18 protein-coding genes are annotated in these 21,162 nt (G+C 71.3%); 8 read left to right on the forward strand and 10 right to left on the reverse strand.

All coding sequences use genetic code 11. The features are described 5' to 3' along the window. Together D7Y11_RS32055 and D7Y11_RS32060 are read right to left on the reverse strand one after the other, a co-directional pair. The coding region (locus D7Y11_RS32055) for a tol-pal system YbgF family protein (RefSeq protein WP_233607443.1) at positions 1-855 on the reverse strand (855 nt) is incomplete at its 3' end. A 178-nt stretch (positions 856-1,033) separates the two neighbouring features. Then, entirely contained in the window at positions 1,034-1,768 is a 735-nt protein-coding gene (locus D7Y11_RS32060; protein WP_120577703.1) for a hypothetical protein, read from the reverse strand. A gap of 180 nt (positions 1,769-1,948) precedes the next feature. On the opposite strand from D7Y11_RS32060, the gene D7Y11_RS32065 reads away from it, so the two are divergent. Then, complete coding sequence (locus D7Y11_RS32065) at positions 1,949-2,374, forward strand: YciI family protein (protein ID WP_126935586.1); 426 nt, start codon at positions 1,949-1,951, stop codon at positions 2,372-2,374. A 4-nt stretch (positions 2,375-2,378) separates the two neighbouring features. Here the strand turns inward: D7Y11_RS32065 and mutL are convergent, their stop codons facing one another. Further along, complete coding sequence (gene mutL / locus D7Y11_RS32070) at positions 2,379-4,262, reverse strand: DNA mismatch repair endonuclease MutL (RefSeq protein ID WP_126935587.1); 1,884 nt, start codon at positions 4,260-4,262, stop codon at positions 2,379-2,381. 102 nt (positions 4,263-4,364) lie between these two features. Between mutL and D7Y11_RS32075 the strand changes: the two genes are divergently transcribed. Next, positions 4,365-5,336: an SDR family oxidoreductase gene (locus D7Y11_RS32075; RefSeq protein ID WP_120577700.1), complete on the forward strand. Its 972-nt coding sequence runs from the start codon at positions 4,365-4,367 to the stop codon at positions 5,334-5,336. Then, positions 5,333-7,531, forward strand: a complete 2,199-nt coding sequence (locus D7Y11_RS32080; RefSeq protein WP_126935588.1) for a lysophospholipid acyltransferase family protein — start codon at positions 5,333-5,335, stop codon at positions 7,529-7,531. Before D7Y11_RS32075 ends, D7Y11_RS32080 begins: the two co-directional genes overlap by 4 nt. 25 nt (positions 7,532-7,556) lie before the next feature. On the opposite strand, the gene D7Y11_RS32085 is transcribed toward D7Y11_RS32080, so the two are convergent. Together D7Y11_RS32085 and D7Y11_RS32090 are read right to left on the reverse strand one after the other, a co-directional pair. Beyond that, positions 7,557-8,435: a GGDEF domain-containing protein gene (locus tag D7Y11_RS32085; RefSeq protein WP_120577698.1), complete on the reverse strand. Its 879-nt coding sequence runs from the start codon at positions 8,433-8,435 to the stop codon at positions 7,557-7,559. A gap of 94 nt (positions 8,436-8,529) precedes the next feature. Next, positions 8,530-11,121: a carboxypeptidase regulatory-like domain-containing protein gene (locus tag D7Y11_RS32090; protein WP_126935589.1), complete on the reverse strand. Its 2,592-nt coding sequence runs from the start codon at positions 11,119-11,121 to the stop codon at positions 8,530-8,532. Positions 11,122-11,316: 195 nt separating this feature from the next. Between D7Y11_RS32090 and D7Y11_RS32095 the strand changes: the two genes are divergently transcribed. After that, positions 11,317-11,616, forward strand: a complete 300-nt coding sequence (locus D7Y11_RS32095) for a DciA family protein (protein ID WP_120577696.1) — start codon at positions 11,317-11,319, stop codon at positions 11,614-11,616. Next, positions 11,613-13,223, forward strand: coding sequence for a CAP domain-containing protein (locus tag D7Y11_RS32100; protein ID WP_172809975.1), 1,611 nt, complete (start codon positions 11,613-11,615; stop codon positions 13,221-13,223). The genes D7Y11_RS32095 and D7Y11_RS32100 overlap by 4 nt, the downstream gene beginning before the upstream one ends. Before the next feature lie 117 nt (positions 13,224-13,340). Here D7Y11_RS32100 and D7Y11_RS32105 read toward each other — a convergent pair whose 3' ends face one another. Further along, complete coding sequence (locus D7Y11_RS32105) at positions 13,341-13,574, reverse strand: hypothetical protein (protein WP_120577695.1); 234 nt, start codon at positions 13,572-13,574, stop codon at positions 13,341-13,343. Positions 13,575-13,887: 313 nt separating this feature from the next. Here D7Y11_RS32105 and D7Y11_RS32110 point away from each other — a divergent pair, with 313 nt between their 5' ends. Further along, positions 13,888-16,023 (forward strand): transglycosylase SLT domain-containing protein, encoded by a 2,136-nt coding sequence (locus tag D7Y11_RS32110; RefSeq protein ID WP_126935590.1) that lies wholly within the window; start codon positions 13,888-13,890, stop codon positions 16,021-16,023. Between the two features lie 60 nt (positions 16,024-16,083). On the opposite strand, the gene cmk is transcribed toward D7Y11_RS32110, so the two are convergent. The 3 genes from cmk to D7Y11_RS32125 are packed head-to-tail and all read right to left on the reverse strand — an operon-like array spanning position 16,084 to position 18,849. Continuing rightward, positions 16,084-16,779: a (d)CMP kinase gene (gene cmk / locus D7Y11_RS32115; RefSeq protein WP_120577693.1), complete on the reverse strand. Its 696-nt coding sequence runs from the start codon at positions 16,777-16,779 to the stop codon at positions 16,084-16,086. Then, positions 16,776-17,867 (reverse strand): histidinol-phosphate transaminase, encoded by a 1,092-nt coding sequence (gene hisC / locus D7Y11_RS32120; RefSeq protein ID WP_126935591.1) that lies wholly within the window; start codon positions 17,865-17,867, stop codon positions 16,776-16,778. Before hisC ends, cmk begins: the two co-directional genes overlap by 4 nt. A 13-nt stretch (positions 17,868-17,880) precedes the next feature. After that, complete coding sequence (locus tag D7Y11_RS32125; protein ID WP_120577691.1) at positions 17,881-18,849, reverse strand: acetyl-CoA carboxylase carboxyltransferase subunit alpha; 969 nt, start codon at positions 18,847-18,849, stop codon at positions 17,881-17,883. Positions 18,850-18,942: 93 nt separating this feature from the next. Between D7Y11_RS32125 and D7Y11_RS32130 the strand changes: the two genes are divergently transcribed. Together D7Y11_RS32130 and D7Y11_RS32135 are read left to right on the forward strand one after the other, a co-directional pair. After that, on the forward strand, positions 18,943-19,635 hold the full coding sequence (locus D7Y11_RS32130) for a tetratricopeptide repeat protein (protein ID WP_126935592.1): 693 nt from the start codon (positions 18,943-18,945) through the stop codon (positions 19,633-19,635). A 103-nt stretch (positions 19,636-19,738) separates the two neighbouring features. Then, positions 19,739-20,206 (forward strand): hypothetical protein, encoded by a 468-nt coding sequence (locus D7Y11_RS32135; RefSeq protein WP_120577689.1) that lies wholly within the window; start codon positions 19,739-19,741, stop codon positions 20,204-20,206. A gap of 21 nt (positions 20,207-20,227) precedes the next feature. Here the strand turns inward: D7Y11_RS32135 and D7Y11_RS32140 are convergent. After that, a partial coding sequence (locus D7Y11_RS32140) for an ArsA family ATPase (RefSeq protein WP_158642027.1) occupies positions 20,228-21,162 on the reverse strand: 935 nt, incomplete at its 5' end.

The raw sequence follows: 21,162 nt of genomic DNA on the forward strand, positions 1-21,162 counted from the left end.
GAACTGCGACAGGTACTGGGTGGCCGGGTACGTGGCCAGCGCGTCGCGCACCGTGTCCGCCGCCTTATCGAACGCGCCCGTCTCCTGGTACGACTGGGCGAGCAGCAGCATGGCGTAGTCGCGCGTCTTGGACTTCTTGTCGCCTTCCACGAAGCGGGCCAGCAGCGGCACGGCCTTCTCGTGCTGACGCAGCTGGTTGTAGGCGGTGCCCAGGAAGAAGGACGCGTCCAGCGCGTCCGCCTCCTGCGGGTTCATCGCCAGGAAGCGCGACAGGTTCTCCACCACGGCGGGCATCTCGTTCTTGCGGAAGGCGATCTTCCCGCGCTCCAGGGCGGCGTCGCCCGTCTCACGGCGCAGGATGGCGGCGCGGTCGTTGAGGGCCTGGCGCTCCAGCGAGGACAGCTTCTGCGTGTCCAGCTTCACCAGCGCGTCGATGCCCTTGAGGCGCTCGTCGCCCGGCAGCGTGGTCATCATCTTGTAGACCTCGTTGGCGGCGCGCTGGGCCGTCAGGTGCGAGGTGGAGTCCGCGCGCTGCTTCTCCAACTGCCCGGAGAGGTCCGCGACCTGCTTCTCCAGCCGCTCGCGCTCGTTGGTGTTGCTGGAGCTGCGAGCGCCGTTCACCAGCACCGCGCCACCGACCGCCAGAACCGCGAAGAGCGTGTAGGCCACCGCCGAGGAGAGCCATTGCCGCTTCTGGAAGTCCTCGTGGCGCTTGCCCACCGCCTTCACCTCCGCATGGAGGTTCTTCAGCAGGTTGTCCGTCTTGATGACGAGGTTGCGCGACTCGATGACCTCGCGGCGGAGTTCGGAGAGTTCCTTCTCGAGGTCAGTCTTCGGCTGTTCAGAGGGGGGCATGGACATCTTCCTGGGACCGGAAATGACTTCGGCCGACTCACGCATGCTAGGGGACTCTCCGGGATGAGGGGCGGGTTCTTTTTCCGCTCCCAAACAGGGCCCTTGGTGGCCACCATTCCCCGAAAGTCCCTGCTCCGCGCGCGCTCGCCTGCTTTCGTCTTGGAACTTTCCCGAGCCTCTAGAACGAGGCCATCGGGCGGGACGGATTCGGCGGGAACGTATACGTCACACCGAGCCCGAACCAACTGCCTCCGTGGCTGAAACTGAAGGGCCCGGGCCACTTCGCCGCGTCTGGAGACTCCACGGGGCCGCGCAGGAACATGAGGCGGTATTCAGCGGTGATACCCCACTCCGCGGACAGGCGAAGCGTGGCGCCGAGCGAGCCCACCCAGGCCTGGGTGACATTCTCCTTGAGGGACGAGCCCTCGCGCGTCGAGGAGACGACCGTGGGCCCCGTGAGCACGCCCGCGAAGGGCACCAAGCCCTGCGGTCCGATGTCGAGCACGCCCTGGAAGCGCAGGCCGAGGAGCGCGCCGTACGACACGGTGCTGACCTTGCGGGACACGGTGCCGTCGGCCCCGGGCTCGGACAGGCGCAGGTTCTGCGCGGTGCCGAACAGGTCGATGCCCACCTCCACCAGGTCCGACACCGCGTAAGCGAACGAGGCCACGCCGAACGGCCCCCCCGAGGACTCCGGCGCGCGCTCCAGGCCGTTGCCCGGCCCCTTGGCGCCATACCAGGCGTCGTAGAGCGTGCCGTTGGAGGTGAGCCGGTAGCCGGCCTGCACGGTGATGCGGCCCACGCCGTCCAGGTTGGCGGGAGCCCGCCCCGCGCTCCAATCGCCGTCATCCTGGGCAAGGGCGAGGGCTGGCGCGGCGACGAGGGCGAAGACGAGCGGCAGACGGCGGAGCATCAAGGCGCGGATCCCGGGGCTTTCTGCCGGCACGGGCGCTCGCGGCCCGGTGCTACAGGCGTGTCGCACACCGTATCCGGGGGCCATGCCGCGTCAATTTTCCGGCCGTCCCCCACCGTGTCGATTTCGCGCCCTACCATTCGTCGCCATTGTGAACCCGACGTTCCAGGAGAACTCCCCATGCGCTTCATGATGATCGTCAAGGCCAACACCGACAGCGAGACCGGTCGCCTCCCCTCCACGGAGGAGCTGACCTCGATGGGCAAGTACAACGAGGAGCTGGTGAAGGCCGGCATCCTTCTCGCGGGTGAAGGGCTGCACCCCAGCTCCAAGGGCGCCCGCGTGGCGTTCTCCAAGACGGGGAGCACGGTGACGGATGGTCCCTTCTCGGAGACGAAGGAGCTGGTCGCCGGCTTCTGGATCATCGAGGTGAAGTCGCGCGAGGAGGCCATCGCCTGGGCGCGCCGCATCCCCTTCCAGGAGGGCGAGGTGGAGATCCGCCAGGTGGCCTCCGCCGAGGACTTCGCGGAAAGCGATCCCACCGGCGAGCTGCGCGCGAAGGAGGAGGCGCTGCGCGCGCAGGTCGAGGCGAAGGCCAAGGCCTGAGCCGTCAGCGAGCGCGCCGCTCCAGCTCCAGCAGCGGCATCTCCAGCACCACCACCGTGCCGTGCGTGCACGGGGGTGTGAAGTCCGCGCGGTCCAATTCGCCCAACAGCGCGCGCAGCTGCGCGTCGGTGAGCGGCGAAGACGATGCGCGCCGCGCGGCGTGACAGGCCATCACGCGCACGGCCTCCGCCAGGCTCGTCACGTCCAGCGGAGCGCTGCGCGGAGGCAACGCGCGCGACAGGGCTTCCAGAAGTGCGCGAGGGTCCACGCCCTCCAGGCCCGCCGGCACCGACTTGAGCGCGAGCGCCGTGCCACCGAAGGGCTCCACGTCCACGCCCAGCTTGAGCAGCGCCTCGCGGCCATCCACCAGCGCCTTCACCGCAGCCAGCGCCAGGTCGACCGTGGTGCCGAACAGCGACGGCGGCGGCGCCTTCGTCTCGTCCTCCAGCCGGCGCAGGTACGCGGTGAGGCGCGCGCGCTCCAGCGCGGCGTGAGGGTCCAGCACCACCAGCGTGCCGCCGGGGCCCTCGCAGACATGGAAGCGGCTGCCCAACAGGCCCATGGGGCGCAGCGCCGCGAAGTAGCCCGGAGGCGGCGCCTCGTTGAGCTGCGGCTGGGCCTCACCGAACCCGAGCGTGCGGCCCGGCACCTGGGGGCCCTGGAACGGACCGGGGAACGCACTTCCCTGCGCTCCACCGTTCGGCGAGAAATAGGACGGCGTCAGCGGGCGCGCGGGCGTGGAGCCGTCGGGGCCTGGTGCGTCCATCGCGGTGGGCAGCGGCGCACCCCAGGTGGCCTCCTGCGCGCGGGTGAGGAAGCGCTCCACGGCGTGCGCGTAGTGCGCGGCGTCCCGGGGCTGCGGGTTCGCGGCCTGCTCTTCCGGCGAGCCCAGCCACGGGGCCGCGCGCAGCACGCGTGAGAGGGCGGCGCTGATCGCGTCCTGCACGCCACGGGCGTCCGCGAAGCGCACCTCCATCTTCTGCGGGTGCACGTTGACGTCCACCGCGGCGGGCTCCACGTCGATGTGCAGCACCACCACCGGCTGACGGCCCGCGGGCAGGAAGTCCTGGAACGCGCGCTGCACGGTGCTGATGAGGCCGCGGTCGCGGATGTAGCGGCGGTTGACGAAGGTGTAGAGGCCGCGCGCGTTGGGCAGCGTGTACTCCGGCGACGCGAGGTAGCCCGTGACGACGACGCCCAGCCGGCGCTCCTCCACCGGGAACAGGTGCGGGAAGGACGCGGGGCCCAGGGCCGCGGCGATGCGCTCGCGCGGATCATGTTCGGCGGCGGGGCTGGAGAAGAGCTCGTTGCCCTCGTGCGAGGCGAAGAAGCCGACCTCCGGGTGCGCGAGCGCCAGGCGCACCACGGCCTCCTCGCAGTGCTTGAGTTCGGTGGCGCCCTGGCGCATGAACTTGCGGCGCGCGGGCACGTTGAAGAACAGGTCCTCGATGGTGATGACCGTGCCCATGCGGGGCGGCGCGGCCTCCACCGTGGGCGGGCCGCCGCCCTCCACCATGACCTTGGTGCCCTCGTGCGCGTCCGGCTCCGCGGTGTGCAGCGTGAAGCGGGACACGGAGGCGATGGCGGGGATGGCCTCGCCCCGGAACCCCATGGAGTCGATGTGGAAGAGGTCGTCCAGTTCGCGCAGCTTGCTGGTGGCGTGGCGCTCCAGACAGAGCGTGGCGTCCTCGCGGCTCATGCCGTGGCCGTCGTCGGAGATGGTGATGCGGCCCACGCCGCCCGCCTCCAGCTCCACGCGCACGGTGCGGGCCCCGGCGTCGAGCGAGTTCTCGCACAGCTCCTTCACCACGGAGGCGGGGCGCTCCACCACCTCACCGGCGGCGATCTTGTTGATGAGCACGTCGCTCAGGCGCGCGATTCGGGACATGGCGATCAACCACCCTCCGCCACCTGGATGACGTTGTCCAGAACATCACGGGCACACGCGGCTGACATTCCTGGACGGCTGGGCTAACACCCGCCCCTGCGAATGGAAGTGATCCGAGCAGGCAAGGGCCCGATGCGTATCGCGGTGACAGGCGCCAGTGGCGACTACGGCAGGCTGCTCCTGCCGAGGCTGGAAGCGGACCCCGGCGTGGAGAGCATCCTCGTGCTGGACACGAAGGAGCCCCACCCGATGAGCAAGGTGGAGTTCCACCGAGTGGACCTCACCCGCTACGACGCGGAAGGTGAGCTGACGGACGCGCTCACCGAGCGCCCCGTGGACGCCCTCTTCCACCTGGCGTTCCTCTTCGGGCCCATCCTCAACGGCCCGCTGGCGCACGAACTGGAAGTCATTGGCACCATGAACGTGCTGACGGCGGTGGGCCGCGCCCGGCTGCCCCGGCTGGTGGTGCCGTCGCTGACGGTGACGTACGGCGCGCGGGGCAACAACCCGGCGCTCCTGCGCGAGGGCTCCCCGCTGTTCGGCTGTCCGCACAGCCGCTTCGTGAACGACAAGGTGGAGGTGGAGGGACAGGTGCGGGCGTTCCGCGAGCGCAATCCCGACACCCGCACGCTCGTGTTGCGGTTCGCTCCCCTGCTCGGCCCGAGCCTGGACAATCCGGCGACGCGGTTGCTGTCGCACGCGGTGGTGCCCACGCTCCTGGGATTCGACCCGCTCTGGCAGGCGATCCACGAGGACGACGCGGGCCGGGCGCTGCACCTGGCCCTGCGGGCGGACACGGCGGGAGAGTTCAACGTCGTGGGGCGCGGGGTGTTGCCTTTGTCGGGGCTCATCCGCCAGGCGGGCGCGCGACCGCTCCCCCTGCCGGGGCCGTTGTTTCGTGGAGCACTTCGCGCGCTCGGGGTGGTGGGGGCGGGCACGTTGCCGGTGGCCCTGCTCGACTACATGCATTACTCCTGGGTCGCGGACGGGGAGCGCGCCGAGTCCGCGTTGGGGTTCGTGCCCCTCCACCATGTCAGGGACGCCGCCTCGGCGCTCAGAAGGAGCCAGTCATGACCAAGGGTGTCCTCGGGAATGATCCCTTCCAGCGGGGCGCCGCGCCTCGCACGGGCGAGGCGAAGGACGACGCGGCCGACCCGAAGGCCGCGAAGAAGTCCGCGTCGTCGAAGTCCGCGAAGGGTGCGAAGTCAGCGGGCAAGGCGAAGCGCGCCAAGGGTGGCGCGTCGAAGTCCAGCGCCCAGGCGAAGGCGCCCAAGGGCGGCAAGGCCGCGGAGGCGAAGCAGGCCGCCGCGACGCCGAAGACGCCCGCCGCCAAGGTCCACATGTTCGAGGCCCGCCCGGACGGACGCGGGAGCGCGAGGCACGAGCAGGACGCGCGCGACGTGGAGCACGCCTCGGGAGCGAAGCACGGGCGTTCGTCCGCGAAGGACCCGCACGCTTCGGGAGGGGCACCGGCCGCGAGGCCTGGCGCCCACGACGCCGTGCACGCTTCAGGAGAGCCTCCCGCTGGCGAGGAGGTCTCGCCCCTGCGCGAGCCCTCCGTGCCGGGCCCCGCCGCCGAGCCTCGGACGTCGCGGCCCCAGGTGCTCGCGGACGAGGTGCGCGGCTCGCGTCCCCAGGAGCGCACGGTGGACCGCGCCCTGACGGAAGCCCTCGCGTCGGACGCTGCGGAGGCCGCGGCGAAGACGGCCGTGGATGAGCTGTTCGAGGGACGCAAGGGGCCGGACCGCGACATCGAGCGCGTCCTCGCGACGGAGCTCGTCGCCGAGGTGGCCGAGTCCGCCGTGCGGCAGGTTCTGGACGACGGCAATGGCGACGCCGCCGAGCGAGCGGTCGCCACCGCCGTCGCGACCCAGGTGGCCGAGGCCACCGCAGGCGTCGCCGTGGACGAGGTGCTGGACCGCCACGCCACCAGCCCCGAGGAGCGCGCCCTGTCCTCCGCTGGCGGCGGCGATGCCCTGGACGAAGGCGGCGAGGAGGCCTGGCCCACCGACGCCTGGAGCCGTGACCCGAAGGACGTGCCTCCTCCCGAGGACACCGAGGACCTCTGGACCGCGGACGCCTGGCGCCGCGACCCGGAGGGGATGTCCGCGCCGGAGGACCCGGACGAGGAGGACGACCTGGTCACCGGCGTCGAGCGCGTCGAAGAGGACGGCGTGCACATCTCCGTCTCGATCATCGAGGGCGCCGCCCCCACGGACGTGGAGCCGGAGGTGGAGCTGCCGGACGAGTCCCACGACGAGCTGCCTCCCAGCCGCCGGCCCCTGTCGCTCGTGAGCGACCCCGGCGAGGTGCCCCTCCCGGAGGAAGTGGAGCGGGATCCGCAGGGCTTCGACCGTCCGGAGGAATCGGCCCCGCCGTCCGGCTTCGCGGGCCGCGCCGCGGGCATGTTCTCGCTGGCGAAGGAGATCGCCGGCCAGGCGCTCGCGAGCGACGGCCTGGGCCGCGCCGTGGGCGCCATGCACGGCCTGATGGAGGCCGTGCGCACCAGCCTGGGCACTGGCGGTGGCAGCCGGTTGGACGACTACGGCAAGGACGAGGGGCTGGTGGAGAGCCTCCAGCCCGTCCTCGACTTCCTCTACGAGCAGTACTGGCGCGTCTCCGTGGAGGGCGTGGATCAGGTGCCGCGCGGCGCCTCCATCCTCGTCGCCAACCACTCCGGCGCCCTGCCCTACGACGGCCTGGTGATGGCGCAGGCGCTCCTGCGCGAACGCCCGGATCTGCTTGAGACCCGCTGGCTGGTGGAGGATCAGGTCTTCCACGCGCCCATGCTCGGCACCCTCTTCAACCGCCTGGGCGCCGTGCGAGCTTCACCGGAGAACGCGCTGCGGCTGCTCGATGAGCACCGGCCGCTCGTCGTCTTCCCGGAGGGCTACCAGGGCGCGAGCAAGCCTTTCGCGGAGCGCTACCGCCTCAAGCGCTTCGGTCGCGGCGGCTTCGTGAAGCTGGCCCTGCGCACGGGCGCGCCCATCGTCCCGGTGGCCATCGTCGGCGCGGAGGAGACGTCTCCGCTGCTGGGACGCCTCCCCGGTGGCTTCCTCGGGTTCCCGTCGCTGCCGCTCACCGCGCCGGGCCCGCTGCCCGCCAAGTGGACCATCCGCTTCGGCGAGCCGCTGACCATGGAGGGACTGTCTCCGGAGGACGCGGACGACCTGGGCGAAGTGCAGCGGCTCACCGAGCGCACCCGCGAGTCCATCCAGGGAATGCTCCAGGCCCTGCTGCGCGAGCGCCGCTCCGTGTTCACGGGCTGAGCTTCGAGCGATGCTCCGGGGGCCATCAGCCGCAGATGCGGTTGCGCCCCTGGCTCTTCGCGGCGAAGAGGTGCTCGTCCGCCGTGCGCACCATCTCCGCGGGCTCGCGGTGGTGCGGCTCCAGCGCGGCCACGCCCATCGACAGCGTGACGGGGATGACCTGCTTGTCGAACTCGAAGCGCTGCCGCTCCACCAGCTTGCGCACCTTCTCCGCGAGCTGACGGGCACCGGCCAGGTTGATCTCCGGCAGGAGCAGCGCGAACTCCTCACCGCCGTAGCGGGCGAAGACGTCCTCGCGCCGGATGCGCGTACGCACCGTGGACGCCAGCTGCTTGAGCACCGAGTCGCCCGCCAGGTGCCCGTACGTGTCGTTCACGTCCTTGAAGTGATCCAGGTCGAACATCACCAGCGACAGCGTGCGCTCGTAACGGCGGCTGCGGGAGATTTCGCGGTCCAGCTGCTCGTCGAAGTAGCGGCGGTTGTAGATCTGCGTGAGGCCGTCCATGGTGGTCAGCCGGTAGATCTCGTCGTGGTACGCCGCCTCGATGTTGCCGCCCGCGATGAACTTGAAGATGGTGCGGCCAATCTTCACCAGGTCGCCGTTCTGCAGCGACCGCGCCGACGACGCGACGTCGTCATTGACGAACGTGCCGTTGGTGGACCCCAGGTCCTCGATGCGCACGCCCTTGGTGGTGTTGGTGATGCGCGCGTGGTTGCGGCTCACCGCTTCCTGATCAATCTGGATGTCCGCCTTGGACGACCGGCCGATCAGCGTCTCCTCACGCGCCAGGTCGTACTTGCGCCCCAGGTCCAGGCCGTAGATGACCACCAGCGCCGCGTCCAGGTTGACGGGGCGCTCGGAGATCTTCGAGATGACGGTGACAACCGTCTCCTTCTGGCCCATGACGCCAAACGTATCACCGCGCAATTCGCGAAAGCGAATTCACGGCCGGAACGGGTGCCCCGCCAGGTCGTAGACGCACTGACACCCCAGCACGTCAGGGCACGCGCACCGTGCGCGCGGCGCTGACGGCGGGCCGCAGCGGCAACCCGAGCCCGTCCACCAGCGACGCCACCAGCGTGACCTCCATCCCGGAGCAGGCGGGCGGAAGGGAGAGCGCCACCTCGCCCGACCGCGTGGCCACGTCGCCGAGCACCACCGAGAGGTCGCAGGCCGGGCCGCCATCACGAACGGTGAGCAGCACCCCGCCCTCGTCGCCATTGCCTGCGTCCGTCCCCACCTGGAAGCCGTCCACCCGCACGCGCACGGTGGCGCCGCGAGCCAGCGACGCGCCCTCGGAGGGTGCCAGCCACGTCACCTGGGGCCGGCCGTAGTTCAGCGTGGACGCGGCGCGCACCGACGAGGCGAGCAGTTCGGGCGCCATGCCCCCGGACTCCGCCAGCGTGGAGAGGTTCGTCGAACGGCCCTCGGACATGGCCACGTTCAACGCCTCCACCGACAGCGATGCGCGCGAGCCCTCCGTGTCGCCCTGGAAGGTGCGGTCCTCCAGGCCCGAGGGAGGCAGCGGCAGGCGCACGCCGGTCACGGAGCGCCGGCTGTCCGCCCAGACCGTCCAGCGCCGGCCGGCCGCATTGGTGAAGGTCGCGCGCACGATCGTCGCACCCAGCAAGGAGGTGTCCATCCGCCACTCGCGCGGCAGCAGGCCGTGCCACGGCGATGCGTCCGGGTTGTAGTGGGCGCCCTCCGGGATGCCGAGGAACGCGTCCGCGAGCGTCACCGGCGTCGTGCCCTCTGGATCGAAGTGGGGCGCATCCAGCGGGGTCATCACCGCGCTGGTGGCGAGGCCCACGGGCTCCTCACCGCCCAGCGCTCCCGACGACGCGACCGCGACCAGCCGGTACGCCTGTCCCTCCAGGCCGTGATGGGCCGGCGCCATGCGCACGCGCACGAGGCCCGGAGAGGACAACAAGGGCTGCGTGTCCGTGTTCGGATCCACCGGGTTGGCGTTGACGGCGGCGCCCAGGCCCAGCGGCACCGTGCCCTGTCCGGGCGCTGTCACCGAGCCCACCACCAGCGCGCGCGACAGGTAGCTGTCGCGGAAGCGCGGAAGCGGCGGGACGCGCACCACGAACGGGAAGGCCAGCGGCACCTGCTGGAAGTCCAGCGACGTGAGCGGCCCGCTGGGAGGAATCTTCCCCTCGATCGGCGCATGGAGGGGGAAGCGAACATCGCGCTGGACGGCGGAGGAGAACCGCCCGGACTGCGGTAGCGCGCGCGCCAGGAGCAGCAGCGGATCCGTGCCCGGATCCATCATCCCCGCCGGAAGCTCGCCGGACGGCACCTGCGCGGTGAGGGCCCAGGCGGTGCGAGTGCCACAGGCCCCCGAGCGCGTGGCCGTCTCCGGATCCGTTCCGTCCGCGAGGGCCGTGTCGCACACCCCGGAGATGCCCGGCACATCCACGGACTCCGGCGGCAGGACGCCGAGCCCGTTCACCCAGACGCTGGCGGGCAGCTGGAACTGGCGCGTCACCCCACGGAGCGTGAGGTCCACATCCCGATCGGATCCCTGCACCTGGGCGGAGGCCGACTCGGACAGGAGCCCCGGCACGGACAGCCCCGCCATGCCCAGGGACAGCGCGCCGCCCACGCCCACGGGTGCCAGGTGGGTGAACCGGGCGCGCACTCCGCCCACGCGGTCCGCCGGGTTGCGGCGCAACGGCAGCCGCAGGTCCCGCGTGCCGGTCATGTCGTAGTTCGCCACGGTGAGGTAGCCGAAGTCCGGGTGGAAGACAGACACCGTCGAATCGCTCCGGGCCACCAGCACGGCCACGCCCAGCGCATCCGTGGACTCGCGCGCCGTCGCGCCACCCAGCGCGTCCGCCACCACCACCGAGGCCCCCTCGACGGGGTAGCCCGTGAGCGCGTCCGTCACCACCACCCGCACCTGCCCCGAGGCCGTGTGCGGGGGCAGCACGGTGACGCGCGCACGGCACGTGACGTTGCCCAGCCGGGCCTCCACCGCCTCCACCTCCGCGCCCGCCGACTCCAGCGTGAACGTGGCCCCGGAGCCCGTGCCCCCGCCCTTCACGCGTGCGGACACGGCGGACCAGGCGAGCCCGTTTCGAGGGACGAAGGGCTGGCCCGTGACATCGGACATCCAGGCTTCGAAGCGCAGGGTGGTGCCCACGGGCGCGATGATGCGCTCGGGCACCACGCGGCAAGCCGCGACGGTGGACGACGGCGGGGGCGGCCCACAGGCGCCGTCGCGGCACAGCTCCCCGTCCTCGCAGTCACTGTCGCCGGTGCAGAGGGCGGGAACGCAGCGGCTGGCGTCACAGCGGCAGCCCAGCGCCTGCGACTCACAGGCGGCGATGGCGTTCACCTCTCCGCGGCGCTTCACCGAACAATCGAGGTCCGTCCGGCACGAGGGCTCACAGCGCGACAGGGCGGTGTTGCAGAAGAACAGCGCCGGATCCCCGCAGTCCTGATCCACCGTGCAGAACGCGTCCGCCCAGCCCCCGTGGATGAACGGCGCCTCCATGTCGGACATCGCGCAGCCCATGGCGCACGCCAGCAGGCATGCGAGCACGAGGCCGGGGGACCGGACCGGATGGGGGATGGAACGCATGGGAACTCCGAGGGGGACCGGCCTTGTCCCGACCTTACAGGGGGAAGGCCCGCGACGCGACCGGCGATGGCACCGCAACCGCTTTCGCTGGAAGCCTGGAACCGGGGCGGAACCGGGGTCCTGGGAAAATCAGACGGGCGGGCAGGCAAGTGTCGGTTGGCTTCCGTCGCCAGGGGTTCCAGAATCGGACCGACGATGGCACGCGCTGAACCGAAGACCTTGGAGAGCCTGCTGCCCCGGGTGCTGGCGCGCCTGGCGGGAGAGTCAGGCCGCGCGTCGTCGCTGATGCCGCTCTGGACCGCCGCGGTGGGAGAGAACATCGCGCGCCACAGCCGTCCTCACCAGTTGGACGGAAGCACGCTGATCATCACCGTGGAGAGCGCCGAGTGGGCTCAGGTCCTCTCCCGCCAGGCCGACTCCCTGCGCGAGCGGTTCAACGAGAAGCTGGGCGCTGGCACCGTGAAGACGCTCGTCTTCCAGTTGGAGTCACGATGAGGCGCGCGCTCCTGGGATTGCTGCTCGCTGGCGCCGCCGACCTCCCCGCATCCGCCGCGCCGCCGTCCCCGGCGGTGGCCTCCGTGTCCGTTCCCTCCCAGGAAGGACAGGACAGTCCGCCCCCTGTCCCGGAGGAGACGCCCCGGGCCCAGGAGGCCCGGGCCCGGCTGCACGTGCAGCGCGAGTTCGAACGCGTGGGCCGCCGCGCCCCCACGAACGACAAGGCGCTGGAGGCCGCGGCCCGGAGGCTCGCGCGCGAGGCACTGAGCGAGTTCACCACCGGAGCCCCGGACCTGCTCACGTTGACGGAGGCGGTCAGCGACTCGGGCGCCGCGGATCCGTCCCCGAAGGTGCTGGTCATCCGCGCCTGGGTGCACTCGCACGCCATCGAGACGTTCCTCGCCCGCACGGACTTCAACGACGAGCGCGTGAGCCACTTCGGCGTGGGCGTGGCCTTCCTGGGCGAGCGCGCCGCGCTGGTGCTGCTCGTCGCGGACCGCAAGGCGGAGGTGCTCCCCTTCCCCCGGACCATCGCCAAGGCCGGGACGGAGAAGCGCGTGTGCGGCCGGCTCGTGCCGCCGCTGCTGAGCCCGCAGGTCTTCGTCACCCGGCCGGATGGCGAGGTGGAGGCCGTGGCCCTGAGCCGCGCGCCCTCCGGCACGAATGGTTTCTGCGCCCTGGTGGGCTTCGACACCCCCGGCAGCTACACCGTGGAGGTGGTGGGCCAGGCGAACGCGGGGCCGGAGGTGACGTCGCTGTTCCTCGTGCAGGTGGGGGCCCGTTCCGCGCGCGGCGGACAGGAATCCCAGCGCGAACCCACAACGCTGGCCGAGGCCCGCACCGCCCTCTACGAGCGCATCAACACCCTGCGCCGCGCCTACCAACTGCCGGAGCTCACGCCGGATCCGACGCTGGAGGACGTATCGCTGCGCTACAGCACGCGCATGGCGACGGAGGGCTTCTTCGCGCACATCGCGCCGGACGGCTCCACGCTCACCCGCCGCCTCCCGGAGGGCGCGCGCTACGTACGCGCCGGAGAGAACCTGGGGCTGGCGGCGGGTCCGCTCGCGGCGCACTTCGGCATCGAGCACAGCCCCGGCCACCGCAAGAACCTGATGGACCCCGCGTTCCGCTTCATGGGCGTGGGCGTGGCCTTCCAGAAGGTGGACGGCCGCGACCAGGCCATCGTCACGGAGGTCTTCACCGCGGCCTCGCCCGGCGCGGCGCTTCCGGCGGACCCGGTGTCGGATGTCTACGACGCGCTGTCCCGGCACCGCGCCACGCTCAAGCTGCCGCCCCTGGTGCGCAGCGAGGCGCTGGAGCGGCTGGCGCGCGACCACGCCCGCCGTGCGCAGGCGCAGGACGAGCCCACCGCGGGAGACGGCGACCCGTCCCCGCTGCACGAGCGGGTGTTCTCCGCGCTGCCGGACGCGGGCACCGCTTCGGTGGACTTCTTCGTCGTGGGAGACCCGGGCGCCGTGCCGGAGTCACGCAGCCTGGCCACGGCCACCTACACCCGGGTGGGTGTGGGGCTGGTGCGAGGCGACTCCAAGCGCTTCGGCCAGGGCCAGTACTGGGTGGCCGTCATCTACGCCGCGGTCCCCTGAAGCGTTGGCTTCGGAAGAGAACGTCGACGCGAACGCCGGCCACGACCGGGCTTCGGGCGTGACCGGGTGCGAGCTCGCGCGGGCCCGGTGGAACGGGCCCCATGTCAGACGTCCCGGTTAGACAGGACGGCGCTGCGTGGCGTACGCCTCGAGCCCCATCTGCGGAGGCGCGAGGTTGGCGTACATCGGGCACTTCATGCACGTGAACGACTGCCAGCCGCGACGGACGGCCTCATCGAGGCAGTTGTCGTAGTGGTTGCAGTTCAGGTTGCGATGCGTCTCGACGCCTGCCCGCTTCGGGCCGGCTTCGGGATTGATGGTCTGCTGCAGATCGGATGGACACGGCTTCATGGAGCCTCCCCTATGAGCTGTTTCCCCCCCCGAGGTCTGTGTACGAGCAGTGCTACCGACGACAGGTCTTCCTGCGACGACAGGTCTTCCTGACACGACGGCGGTCCGGAGTAGCGCTCAACAGCGGCGCAACGTAAGGATTCCCTCCGGATAGCGCAACGGGCCGACAACCCCGCGGGACCAGCCCGTGGGCGCGGGATCTAGGACTTGTCGGGCCGACTGTCAAACCGACCCCCGCCCACCTGGTGGGGAATGTCGACTGCAAACCTCTCGTTCCGAAGCCGCAAGGCCGCGAAGTGAAAGGAAGAACCACATGAGTTGGACCGGCTGGGTGGCGGGTTGGGTGACGGGGGTGGCGCTGGGGCAGTCCCCGGCGACGCTGGAGGCCGTCCGCCTGCACCGGTCCGACGCGGCGGCGCTCGCTCGGGCGGAGCTCGCCACGTGTGAGCAGGCGAAGTGCCCGGACGCGGGCCGCCTGGGCCTGCTCGCCGGGACTCTAGTACTTTCGGACGGGGACGCCGTTCAGGCGCGGGACCTGCTCACCCGCCACGCGCCGCCCGCGCCCCTGGAGGCCTTCCACGCCTTCTACCTGGGCCAGGCGCGCTTCTACGCGGGCGACCCCAATGGCGCGGCGAAGGACTTCGAGCGGGCCCTGGAGAAGGCCTCCCCGGCCCTTGCCGTGCGCGCCCGCGCCCGCCTGGGTGAGTCGCTCCTGGACGCACACCGGCCCAAGGACGCGTCCCCGGTGCTGGAGTCCGCGGCGGCGGCGCAGCCCACCCCGGAGCTGCTCTTCCAGCGCGCCCTGACGCGCGCGGCCACCGGCAACGCGGCGGGCCTGCGGGCGGACCTGAAGACAGTGGCGCTGCGCTTCCCCACCCACCCCTACGCGGACGAGGCGCTGGAGCAGCTGGCCACGCTGAAGCCCGCGGTGAAGCTCACCCTGCCCGAACACCTCCAGCGAGCCCGGGGCTTCCTCTCCGACGGCGCGGCGTCTCGGGCCGAGGACGAGCTCCTGAGGGCGGAGAAGCTGGGGCTGGTGAAGGGCGCTCCCGCCCAGGCACAGGTGGCGCTCCTGCGCGCGCAGGTGCTCTTCGCGCGAGGCAAGCGCGAGGAGGCGGAGAAGGCGCTCGCGGTGGCGCGCAAGGGGCCGCCGGCCATCGCCGCGGAGGCCGCGCTGGTGGTGGCGCGCCGGGCGCTGCGCTCGGACGACAACGAGAAGGCGCGCAAGCTGATGGCGGCGCTGGACAAGGCCTATCCCTCTCAAGCGGCTGGTGAGGAAGGCGCGTTCTTCGCCGCGTGGTTGGATTTGCAGGGCGGCCGCTTCGAGGACGCGGCGAAGTCCTTCGAGGACTACGAGAAGCGCTACAAGGGCTCGCGCCGCCGCGATGAGGCGATGTGGTTCCGCGCCCTCTCGCACATCCGGCTGGAGCAGTACGCCAAGGCGCGCCAGGCGCTGGACGACCTGGTGACGGCCTACCCGAAGACGAGCATGGCGCCGCAGGCGCGCTACTGGCAGGCGCGCACGGAGGAGCTGGGCGGCGGCAAGCCGGCGACGTTGGGACCCGCGTATGAAGCCGTCATCAGCGCGGCGCCCGCTTCGTTCTACGCGCTGCTCGCCACGGAGCGGCTGCGTGAGCTGGGACGCACGCCGCCCGCGGCCTTCCCGCAGCCTCCGAAGCAGCTCACCCTGCCCCGCCCTCCGGAGCTGGAGTTGGCGGTGGCGCTGACTCGCGCGGGCCTCTTCCGCGACGCGGCGGACGAGGTGCAGTCGCGCGTGTCGGGCCTGCGCGGCGCGGACCAGGCACTGCCGTTCGCGCACGCGCTCTTGCAGCTGGGCGAGTTCGGCCACGCGCATGTCGTGGCGGCGCGCTACCTGTGGGGCCGGGCCTTCGGGGCGAAGGCACCGGACGCGCTGGCCGCGTTCTACCCGCGCGCATTCGCCCAGGCGGTGGAGACGGAGGCCACGCGGCAGGCGCTGGATCCGTTTCTCGTGTGGGCCATCATGCGGCGAGAGAGCGCATTCCGCCCGGAGGTCATGAGCGCGGCGGACGCGCGCGGCCTGATGCAGATCATCCCGCCCACGGCGACGGAGATCGCGCAGAAGATGGCGGAGCCCGCGCCCGCACCGGCGGACCTGTTCGCCCCGGAGCGCAACATCCGCTACGGCGCGTGGTACCTGGCGCAGCTGATGAAGCGCTTCGCGCACCCTGCCCTCGCGGCGGCGGCCTACAACGCGGGCCCCAAGGCGGCGGTGCGCTGGACGCAGGAGCGCGGCACCCTGCCCCTGGACCTGTTCGTGGAGTCCATCCCGTACCGGGAGACGCGCGGCTACGTGAAGCAGGTGGTGGCGGACCTGTACCTCTACCACCGCTTCTACGAGAAGGACGGCACTCAGGCCCGGCTGGCCATGACGGTGCCCGCTCCCAGCACGGACGGCGTCAGCTTCTGACGGGAGGCCGGTGACGGCGCAGGCGCCGCGCCAACACGGGCGGCGCAAAGCGTGCGGACATCAGGCGCCGCGCGTGGCCCGGCGGCGCTCGATTTCGAGTTCCAGCGACTGCACCACCTCCGACAGCGGCATGCTGCTGGAGTCCACGTGCACCGCGTCCTCTGCGGGCTTCAGGGGCGCCACCTCACGACCGGAGTCCGCGGCGTCGCGGCGCGTCTGGTCCTGGAGGACGCCCTCCAGGCTGCTGTCCACGCCCTTCTGGAACAGCTCCTCGAAGCGGCGGCGCGCACGCACTTCCGGGTTCGCCTGGAGGAAGAACTTCACGTCCGCGTCCGGGAACACCACCGTGCCGATATCCCGGCCCTCCAGGATGGCACCCGACGATGCCTCCAGGGCCAGCCGCCGCTGGAGCGCCAGCAGCCCCGCGCGCACCACCGGCCGCCCGGACACCTGCGACGCGCCCATGGAGATGGGCGGCGTGCGGATCTCCGACGACACGTCCTCGCCGCCCAGGAAGACGTGGTTCTCCTCGCCCACCACCTGGAAGTGGATGCGCACGCGCCCGAGCAGCTCGCCCAGCTTCGCGTCGTCGTCGAACGCGATGCCCTCGCGCGAGGCCATCAGCGCTACGCAGCGGTAGATGGCTCCGGTGTCCACCAGCGCGAACTCCAGTCGCCTCGCGAGCAGCTTGGACACGGAGGACTTGCCCGCTCCGGCCGGCCCGTCGATGGCGACGATGAACGGACGCGTGCTCATGACAGGACCTCCTTCAGCGCCGCCACGCACCGGGCATTCTCCTCCGGAGAACCCACGGAGATGCGCAGGCAATTCGGGTGGCCGTTGCCCGCCATGGGCCGCACGATGACGCCCCGGCGCAAGAGCTGCTCGTACACCTCGGCGGACGGACGGTGGCAGTCCACGAAGACGAAGTTCGCGTGGCTGTCCGTCAGCGTGAGCCCCAGCTTCGGCAGCTCCTCTCCGTAGAAGCGCAGGCCCACGCGGTTGTTCTCACGCGTGTGCTTCACGTGCTCCATGTCCTCCAGCGCCGCCATGCCCGCCGCCTGCGCCACCGTCGTCAGGTTGAACGGCATGCGCGTGCGGTGCACGTAGCCCGCGAGCTTCGCGTCCATCACCGCGCTGCCCAGCCGGATGCCGGCCAGCCCGTGGATCTTGCTGAAGGTGCGCAGCCCCACCAGGTTCGGGTACGCGTGGAACAGCTCCACGGCGCTCGCGTAGTCGGGCCAGTCCACGAACTCCGCGTAGGCCTCGTCGTGGACGACGAGCACGTCCTTCGGCACCGCCGCCAGGAACTTCTCCAGGTCCTTGCGCCCGAACGTGGTGCCCGTGGGGTTGTCCGGGTTGGCCAGGAACACCATGCGCGTGCGCGGCGTGACGGCGCGGGCCATGGCCTCCAGGTCGTACCGGAAGCCCTCGCGCATGGGCACCTCCACGAACGCACGGCCATGCGCCTGCGCGGAGATGCGGTACGCGGGGAACGAGCCCTTGCACAGGAGGATCTCCTCCTCGGGCGTCGTGAACGTGCGCATCAACAGCTCGATGAGCTCGTTGGAGCCGCTGCCCAGCACCACTTCCTCCGGCTTCACGCCCAGGTGCGCGGCCAGCTTGCGCACCAGGTGGAAGCTGGTGGCGTCCGGGTACAGGTGCACCTGCGCGGCGGCGTTGCGCATGGCCTCCACCGCGCGGGGCGACGGGCCCAGCGGGTTCTCGTTGGAGGCCAGCTTGATGACGCCTTTGAGGCCGTACTCCCGCTCGGTCTCCTCGATGGGCTTGCCCGGAACGTAGGCCTTGAGCGTCTCGACGTAGGGAGGAACGAGCGGTCGCATGAAGTGTGAACCTCTACTTGCCGGAGTACATGCCGAGTGCGCGGAACTTGTCGTAGCGGTCGCGCACCAGCGCGTCCGGATTCAGCTCCGCCAGCTGGCCCAGGTGCTTGCGCAGCGTCTTGCCCAGCGCTTCCGCCGCCTTGGCCGGGTCGCGGTGCGCGCCGCCCGGAGGCTCCGGAATCACCTCGTCGATGATCTTCATCTCCAGCAGGTCCGGCGCCGTGGGGCGCATCGCGTCCGCGGCCTTGTCCGCCTTGGTCGCGTCGCGGAAGAGGATGGAGGCGCAGCCCTCCGGGGAGATGACCGAGTAGACGCTGTTCTGGAACATCAGCACGCGGTTGCCCACGCCGATGGCCAGCGCGCCGCCGGAGCCGCCCTCACCCACCACGGTGGAGATGATGGGCACGCGCAGCCGGCTCATGACCTCCAGGTTCATGGCGATGGCCTCCGCCTGGCCGCGCTCCTCCGCGCCGATGCCCGGGTATGCGCCCGGCGTGTCCACGAAGGTGAGGATGGGCTTCTCCATCCGCTCGGCCAGCTCCATCAGCCTGCGCGCCTTGCGGTAGCCCTCCGGGCGCGGCATGCCGAAGTTGCGCGCCATGTTCTCCTTGGTGTTGCGCCCCTTCTGATGGCCGATGAGCATCACCGTCTTGCCATCGAAGCGCGCGAAGCCGCCGACGATGGACGGGTCCTCGCCGAAGTGCCGGTCGCCGCACATCTCGAAGAAGTCCGTGAAGAGGTAGTGGACGTAGTCCAGGAAGTACGGGCGCGCGCTGTGGCGCGACAGCTGCACCACCTGCCAGCGGGTCAGGTCGCTGAAGATCTCCGTCTGGAGCTTCTTCGCCTTCTTCTCCAGCTTGGAGATTTCGGAGGAGAAATCCACGGTGCCGCTGGTGGAGAGGACCTTCAGCTCCTCGATCTTCTTTTCCAGCTCGATGAGCGGGCGCTCGAAGTCGAGCGCGTAGCCAATGCCGGTTGCCATGGCGCCGAACTAGCACCAGGGTTCAGGCCTTTCAACGCGCAAGCGGTTACGCACCCCCTGGAATGTCCGGGAGGTCCGCCCGTCTGGAGCCACATGGTCCTCGCCCTCTCCCTGCTGGCCCTGACGCTGTCCGCCGCTCCGGCCGCGCCTCCTTCCGGCCGGGCCCTCAACACGCAGGGGTTCCGGCTGTACCAGTCCGGCCGTTATCCAGAGGCCCTGGAGAAGTTCCAGGCCGCTGCCCAGGCCACGCCGGACTACGCCCTGGCCCACTACAACGCCGCCGCCACCCTGGGCCTCCTGCGCAAGCAGGGCAAGGTGTGCGAGTACAGCGCCCACCGCGACGTCATCGTGGAGAAGCTGGCCACCGCAGTGCGCCTGGACGCGCGCCGTCTCCAGCGGGCGAAGGAGGACCGGGACCTGGACGTCATCCGGGACACGCTCGGCTGGCAGAAGCTGCTGGGGCGCACGCCCCAGAAGGAGGCCGACGTGCCGACCCTCCTGCGGGCGGTGTCCTGGTACGGCCCCGGCGTGGGCGTCTACGGCACCGTCCGTGCCCTGAAGTTCCAGGACGGGGGCCGCGTGGAGCTGTGGAAGCGGGACGTGGACGACTCCGGCACGCCCCGCGAGTCCCGGACCCCGGGCACGTACACCGTCAAGGGCCGCACGGTGGAGGTGAAGCTCCCCAACGCCGCGCCCGTCACCGGCACCCTCAGCGAGGCGGGCGCCCTCACCTTCCCGGAACCCCTGGGCGGCTTCACCGACAGCCCGTCGGAGTGCGACGCCTGAGCTGAAGTGACGTCCCGTGCACGCCTACCCGCGTCCAGGGGACACCGCCCTGGCGCGCCTGCCTGCCGGTGAGCACCTTCCTCCCGTAGCCGAGGGGGAAGCCGTGCACAGACTCAACGCCAGACACTGGGGGCTGGCCGCCATCATCGCGGTCGCGCCCTTCGTCCTCGCCTTCGTACTGGGAGCCTCGGCGCCCCAGCTGCTGGAGCCGGTGCTCGGCACGCCGGTGGGTGGGCTGAGCTGGGGACTGGCCGCGGTGCTGGGGCTCGTGGGCGGCGCCCTCTTCGCGCGCATCCTCGCGGCCCTGCAGCGTCCGCGCATCCAGGCGTCGCCGGTGCTGCGCGTACTGGGCACGGTGGGCGGCGCCAGCGCGGTGGTGACCCTGTGCATCGTGCCAGCGGTGGCGCTGATGCTCCTGGGGCCGGGCTGGGTGCTCCATCAGCACCTTCAGGTGCCGGCGGCCCCGACGGTGCGCTCACTGGAAGCGACCGCCGTGGACCTGCTGGGACAGGCGCGCCGGGCGAATCCCCACCGGCTGCCGCTGTCCCTGCTCCTGCCGGGCCCCCACTGAGGAGCCCGGCGCGGCCAATGCTCAGGCCGCCTTGATCTTCGCCGGCGGCGCGGACAGCGCGTACCAGGCAGTGCGGAACGCCTTCAGCTCGCGCAGCCCCGCGGGGTGACGGCCCAGCGCGGGCGCCATCGTCACGGGCAGGCCAATCTTCTTCTCCATGGCCTTGGCCGCGTTCAGCTCCAGCTTGCGGCGGTTCTCGCACTTCTCGCAGGTGGACTTGGGGCCCACGCGGTTGACGAGCACCCGCTCCACCTGGAGCTTGCGCTCCTTGAGGTACTCCACCAGCCGCTCCGTGCGGGTCGACGCCAGGTCCTCACCGCGCGTGACGACCACGAAGCGCGACTCGCTGGGGGACGCCAGCGCGTCCTCGAAGCGCTTCACGTGCTTGAGCATCGCCGCCAGGTCATCCGCCAGCTCGCCCAGGCCCTTGGCGCGGTGCTTGTTGAGGATGCCGTGCAGCGCGCCCAGCCACGTCTTCGCCGTATCCGCCAGCTCCACCACGCGCACGTTCGTCACCTGCGGCGACGAGTCCACCACGATGCGCTTGAACCGCTCCTGCACCAGCGCGTCCGTCAGCACGGACATGGCCGCCAGCTCGTCGATGCCCGGGGGCGCGCACTCCAGCAGGTTGCGCAGGTAGAGCAGGTCCGCCGGCACGTCGTTGCCCGCCTTGGGCGCGCCCTCGAAGGCCTTCTCCGCCTTCTCCTTCAGCCGCTTGCGCAGGGCATTGAACCAACCCGCCATGTCCAGCTCGCGCGCGTACAGGCCCTTGGTGCCCTTCACCTGCGTCTCGGTGTCCGTCAGGCGGCTCTGCAGCACGTCCGACAGCGAGTGCGCGGGATCCGTGGAGATGAGGAGCACCGGCCCCTCCTTCTCCGTCAGCGTCACCGCCGCGGCGGCCGCGCAGGAGGACTTGCCCACCCCACCCTGCCCCACGAAGAAGATGAGCCGCGTGG

Origin of the sequence: Corallococcus sp. AB018 (assembly GCF_003986945.1) — a bacterium.
Lineage (GTDB): Bacteria > Myxococcota > Myxococcia > Myxococcales > Myxococcaceae > Corallococcus > Corallococcus exiguus.

Excerpts from the sequence above, each read along its gene's own strand:
- D7Y11_RS32060 (WP_120577703.1), bottom strand. The coding sequence starts at position 1,768 with ATGCTCCGCCGTCTGCCGCTCGTCTTCGCCCTCGTCGCCGCGCCAGCC.
- D7Y11_RS32065 (WP_126935586.1), top strand. The coding sequence starts at position 1,949 with ATGCGCTTCATGATGATCGTCAAGGCCAACACCGACAGCGAGACCGGT.
- mutL (WP_126935587.1), bottom strand. The coding sequence starts at position 4,262 with ATGTCCCGAATCGCGCGCCTGAGCGACGTGCTCATCAACAAGATCGCC.
- D7Y11_RS32075 (WP_120577700.1), top strand. The coding sequence starts at position 4,365 with ATGGAAGTGATCCGAGCAGGCAAGGGCCCGATGCGTATCGCGGTGACA.
- D7Y11_RS32080 (WP_126935588.1), top strand. The coding sequence starts at position 5,333 with ATGACCAAGGGTGTCCTCGGGAATGATCCCTTCCAGCGGGGCGCCGCG.
- D7Y11_RS32085 (WP_120577698.1), bottom strand. The coding sequence starts at position 8,435 with ATGGGCCAGAAGGAGACGGTTGTCACCGTCATCTCGAAGATCTCCGAG.
- D7Y11_RS32090 (WP_126935589.1), bottom strand. The coding sequence starts at position 11,121 with ATGCGTTCCATCCCCCATCCGGTCCGGTCCCCCGGCCTCGTGCTCGCA.
- D7Y11_RS32095 (WP_120577696.1), top strand. The coding sequence starts at position 11,317 with ATGGCACGCGCTGAACCGAAGACCTTGGAGAGCCTGCTGCCCCGGGTG.
- D7Y11_RS32100 (WP_172809975.1), top strand. The coding sequence starts at position 11,613 with ATGAGGCGCGCGCTCCTGGGATTGCTGCTCGCTGGCGCCGCCGACCTC.
- D7Y11_RS32105 (WP_120577695.1), bottom strand. The coding sequence starts at position 13,574 with ATGAAGCCGTGTCCATCCGATCTGCAGCAGACCATCAATCCCGAAGCC.
- D7Y11_RS32110 (WP_126935590.1), top strand. The coding sequence starts at position 13,888 with ATGAGTTGGACCGGCTGGGTGGCGGGTTGGGTGACGGGGGTGGCGCTG.
- cmk (WP_120577693.1), bottom strand. The coding sequence starts at position 16,779 with ATGAGCACGCGTCCGTTCATCGTCGCCATCGACGGGCCGGCCGGAGCG.
- hisC (WP_126935591.1), bottom strand. The coding sequence starts at position 17,867 with ATGCGACCGCTCGTTCCTCCCTACGTCGAGACGCTCAAGGCCTACGTT.
- D7Y11_RS32125 (WP_120577691.1), bottom strand. The coding sequence starts at position 18,849 with ATGGCAACCGGCATTGGCTACGCGCTCGACTTCGAGCGCCCGCTCATC.
- D7Y11_RS32130 (WP_126935592.1), top strand. The coding sequence starts at position 18,943 with ATGGTCCTCGCCCTCTCCCTGCTGGCCCTGACGCTGTCCGCCGCTCCG.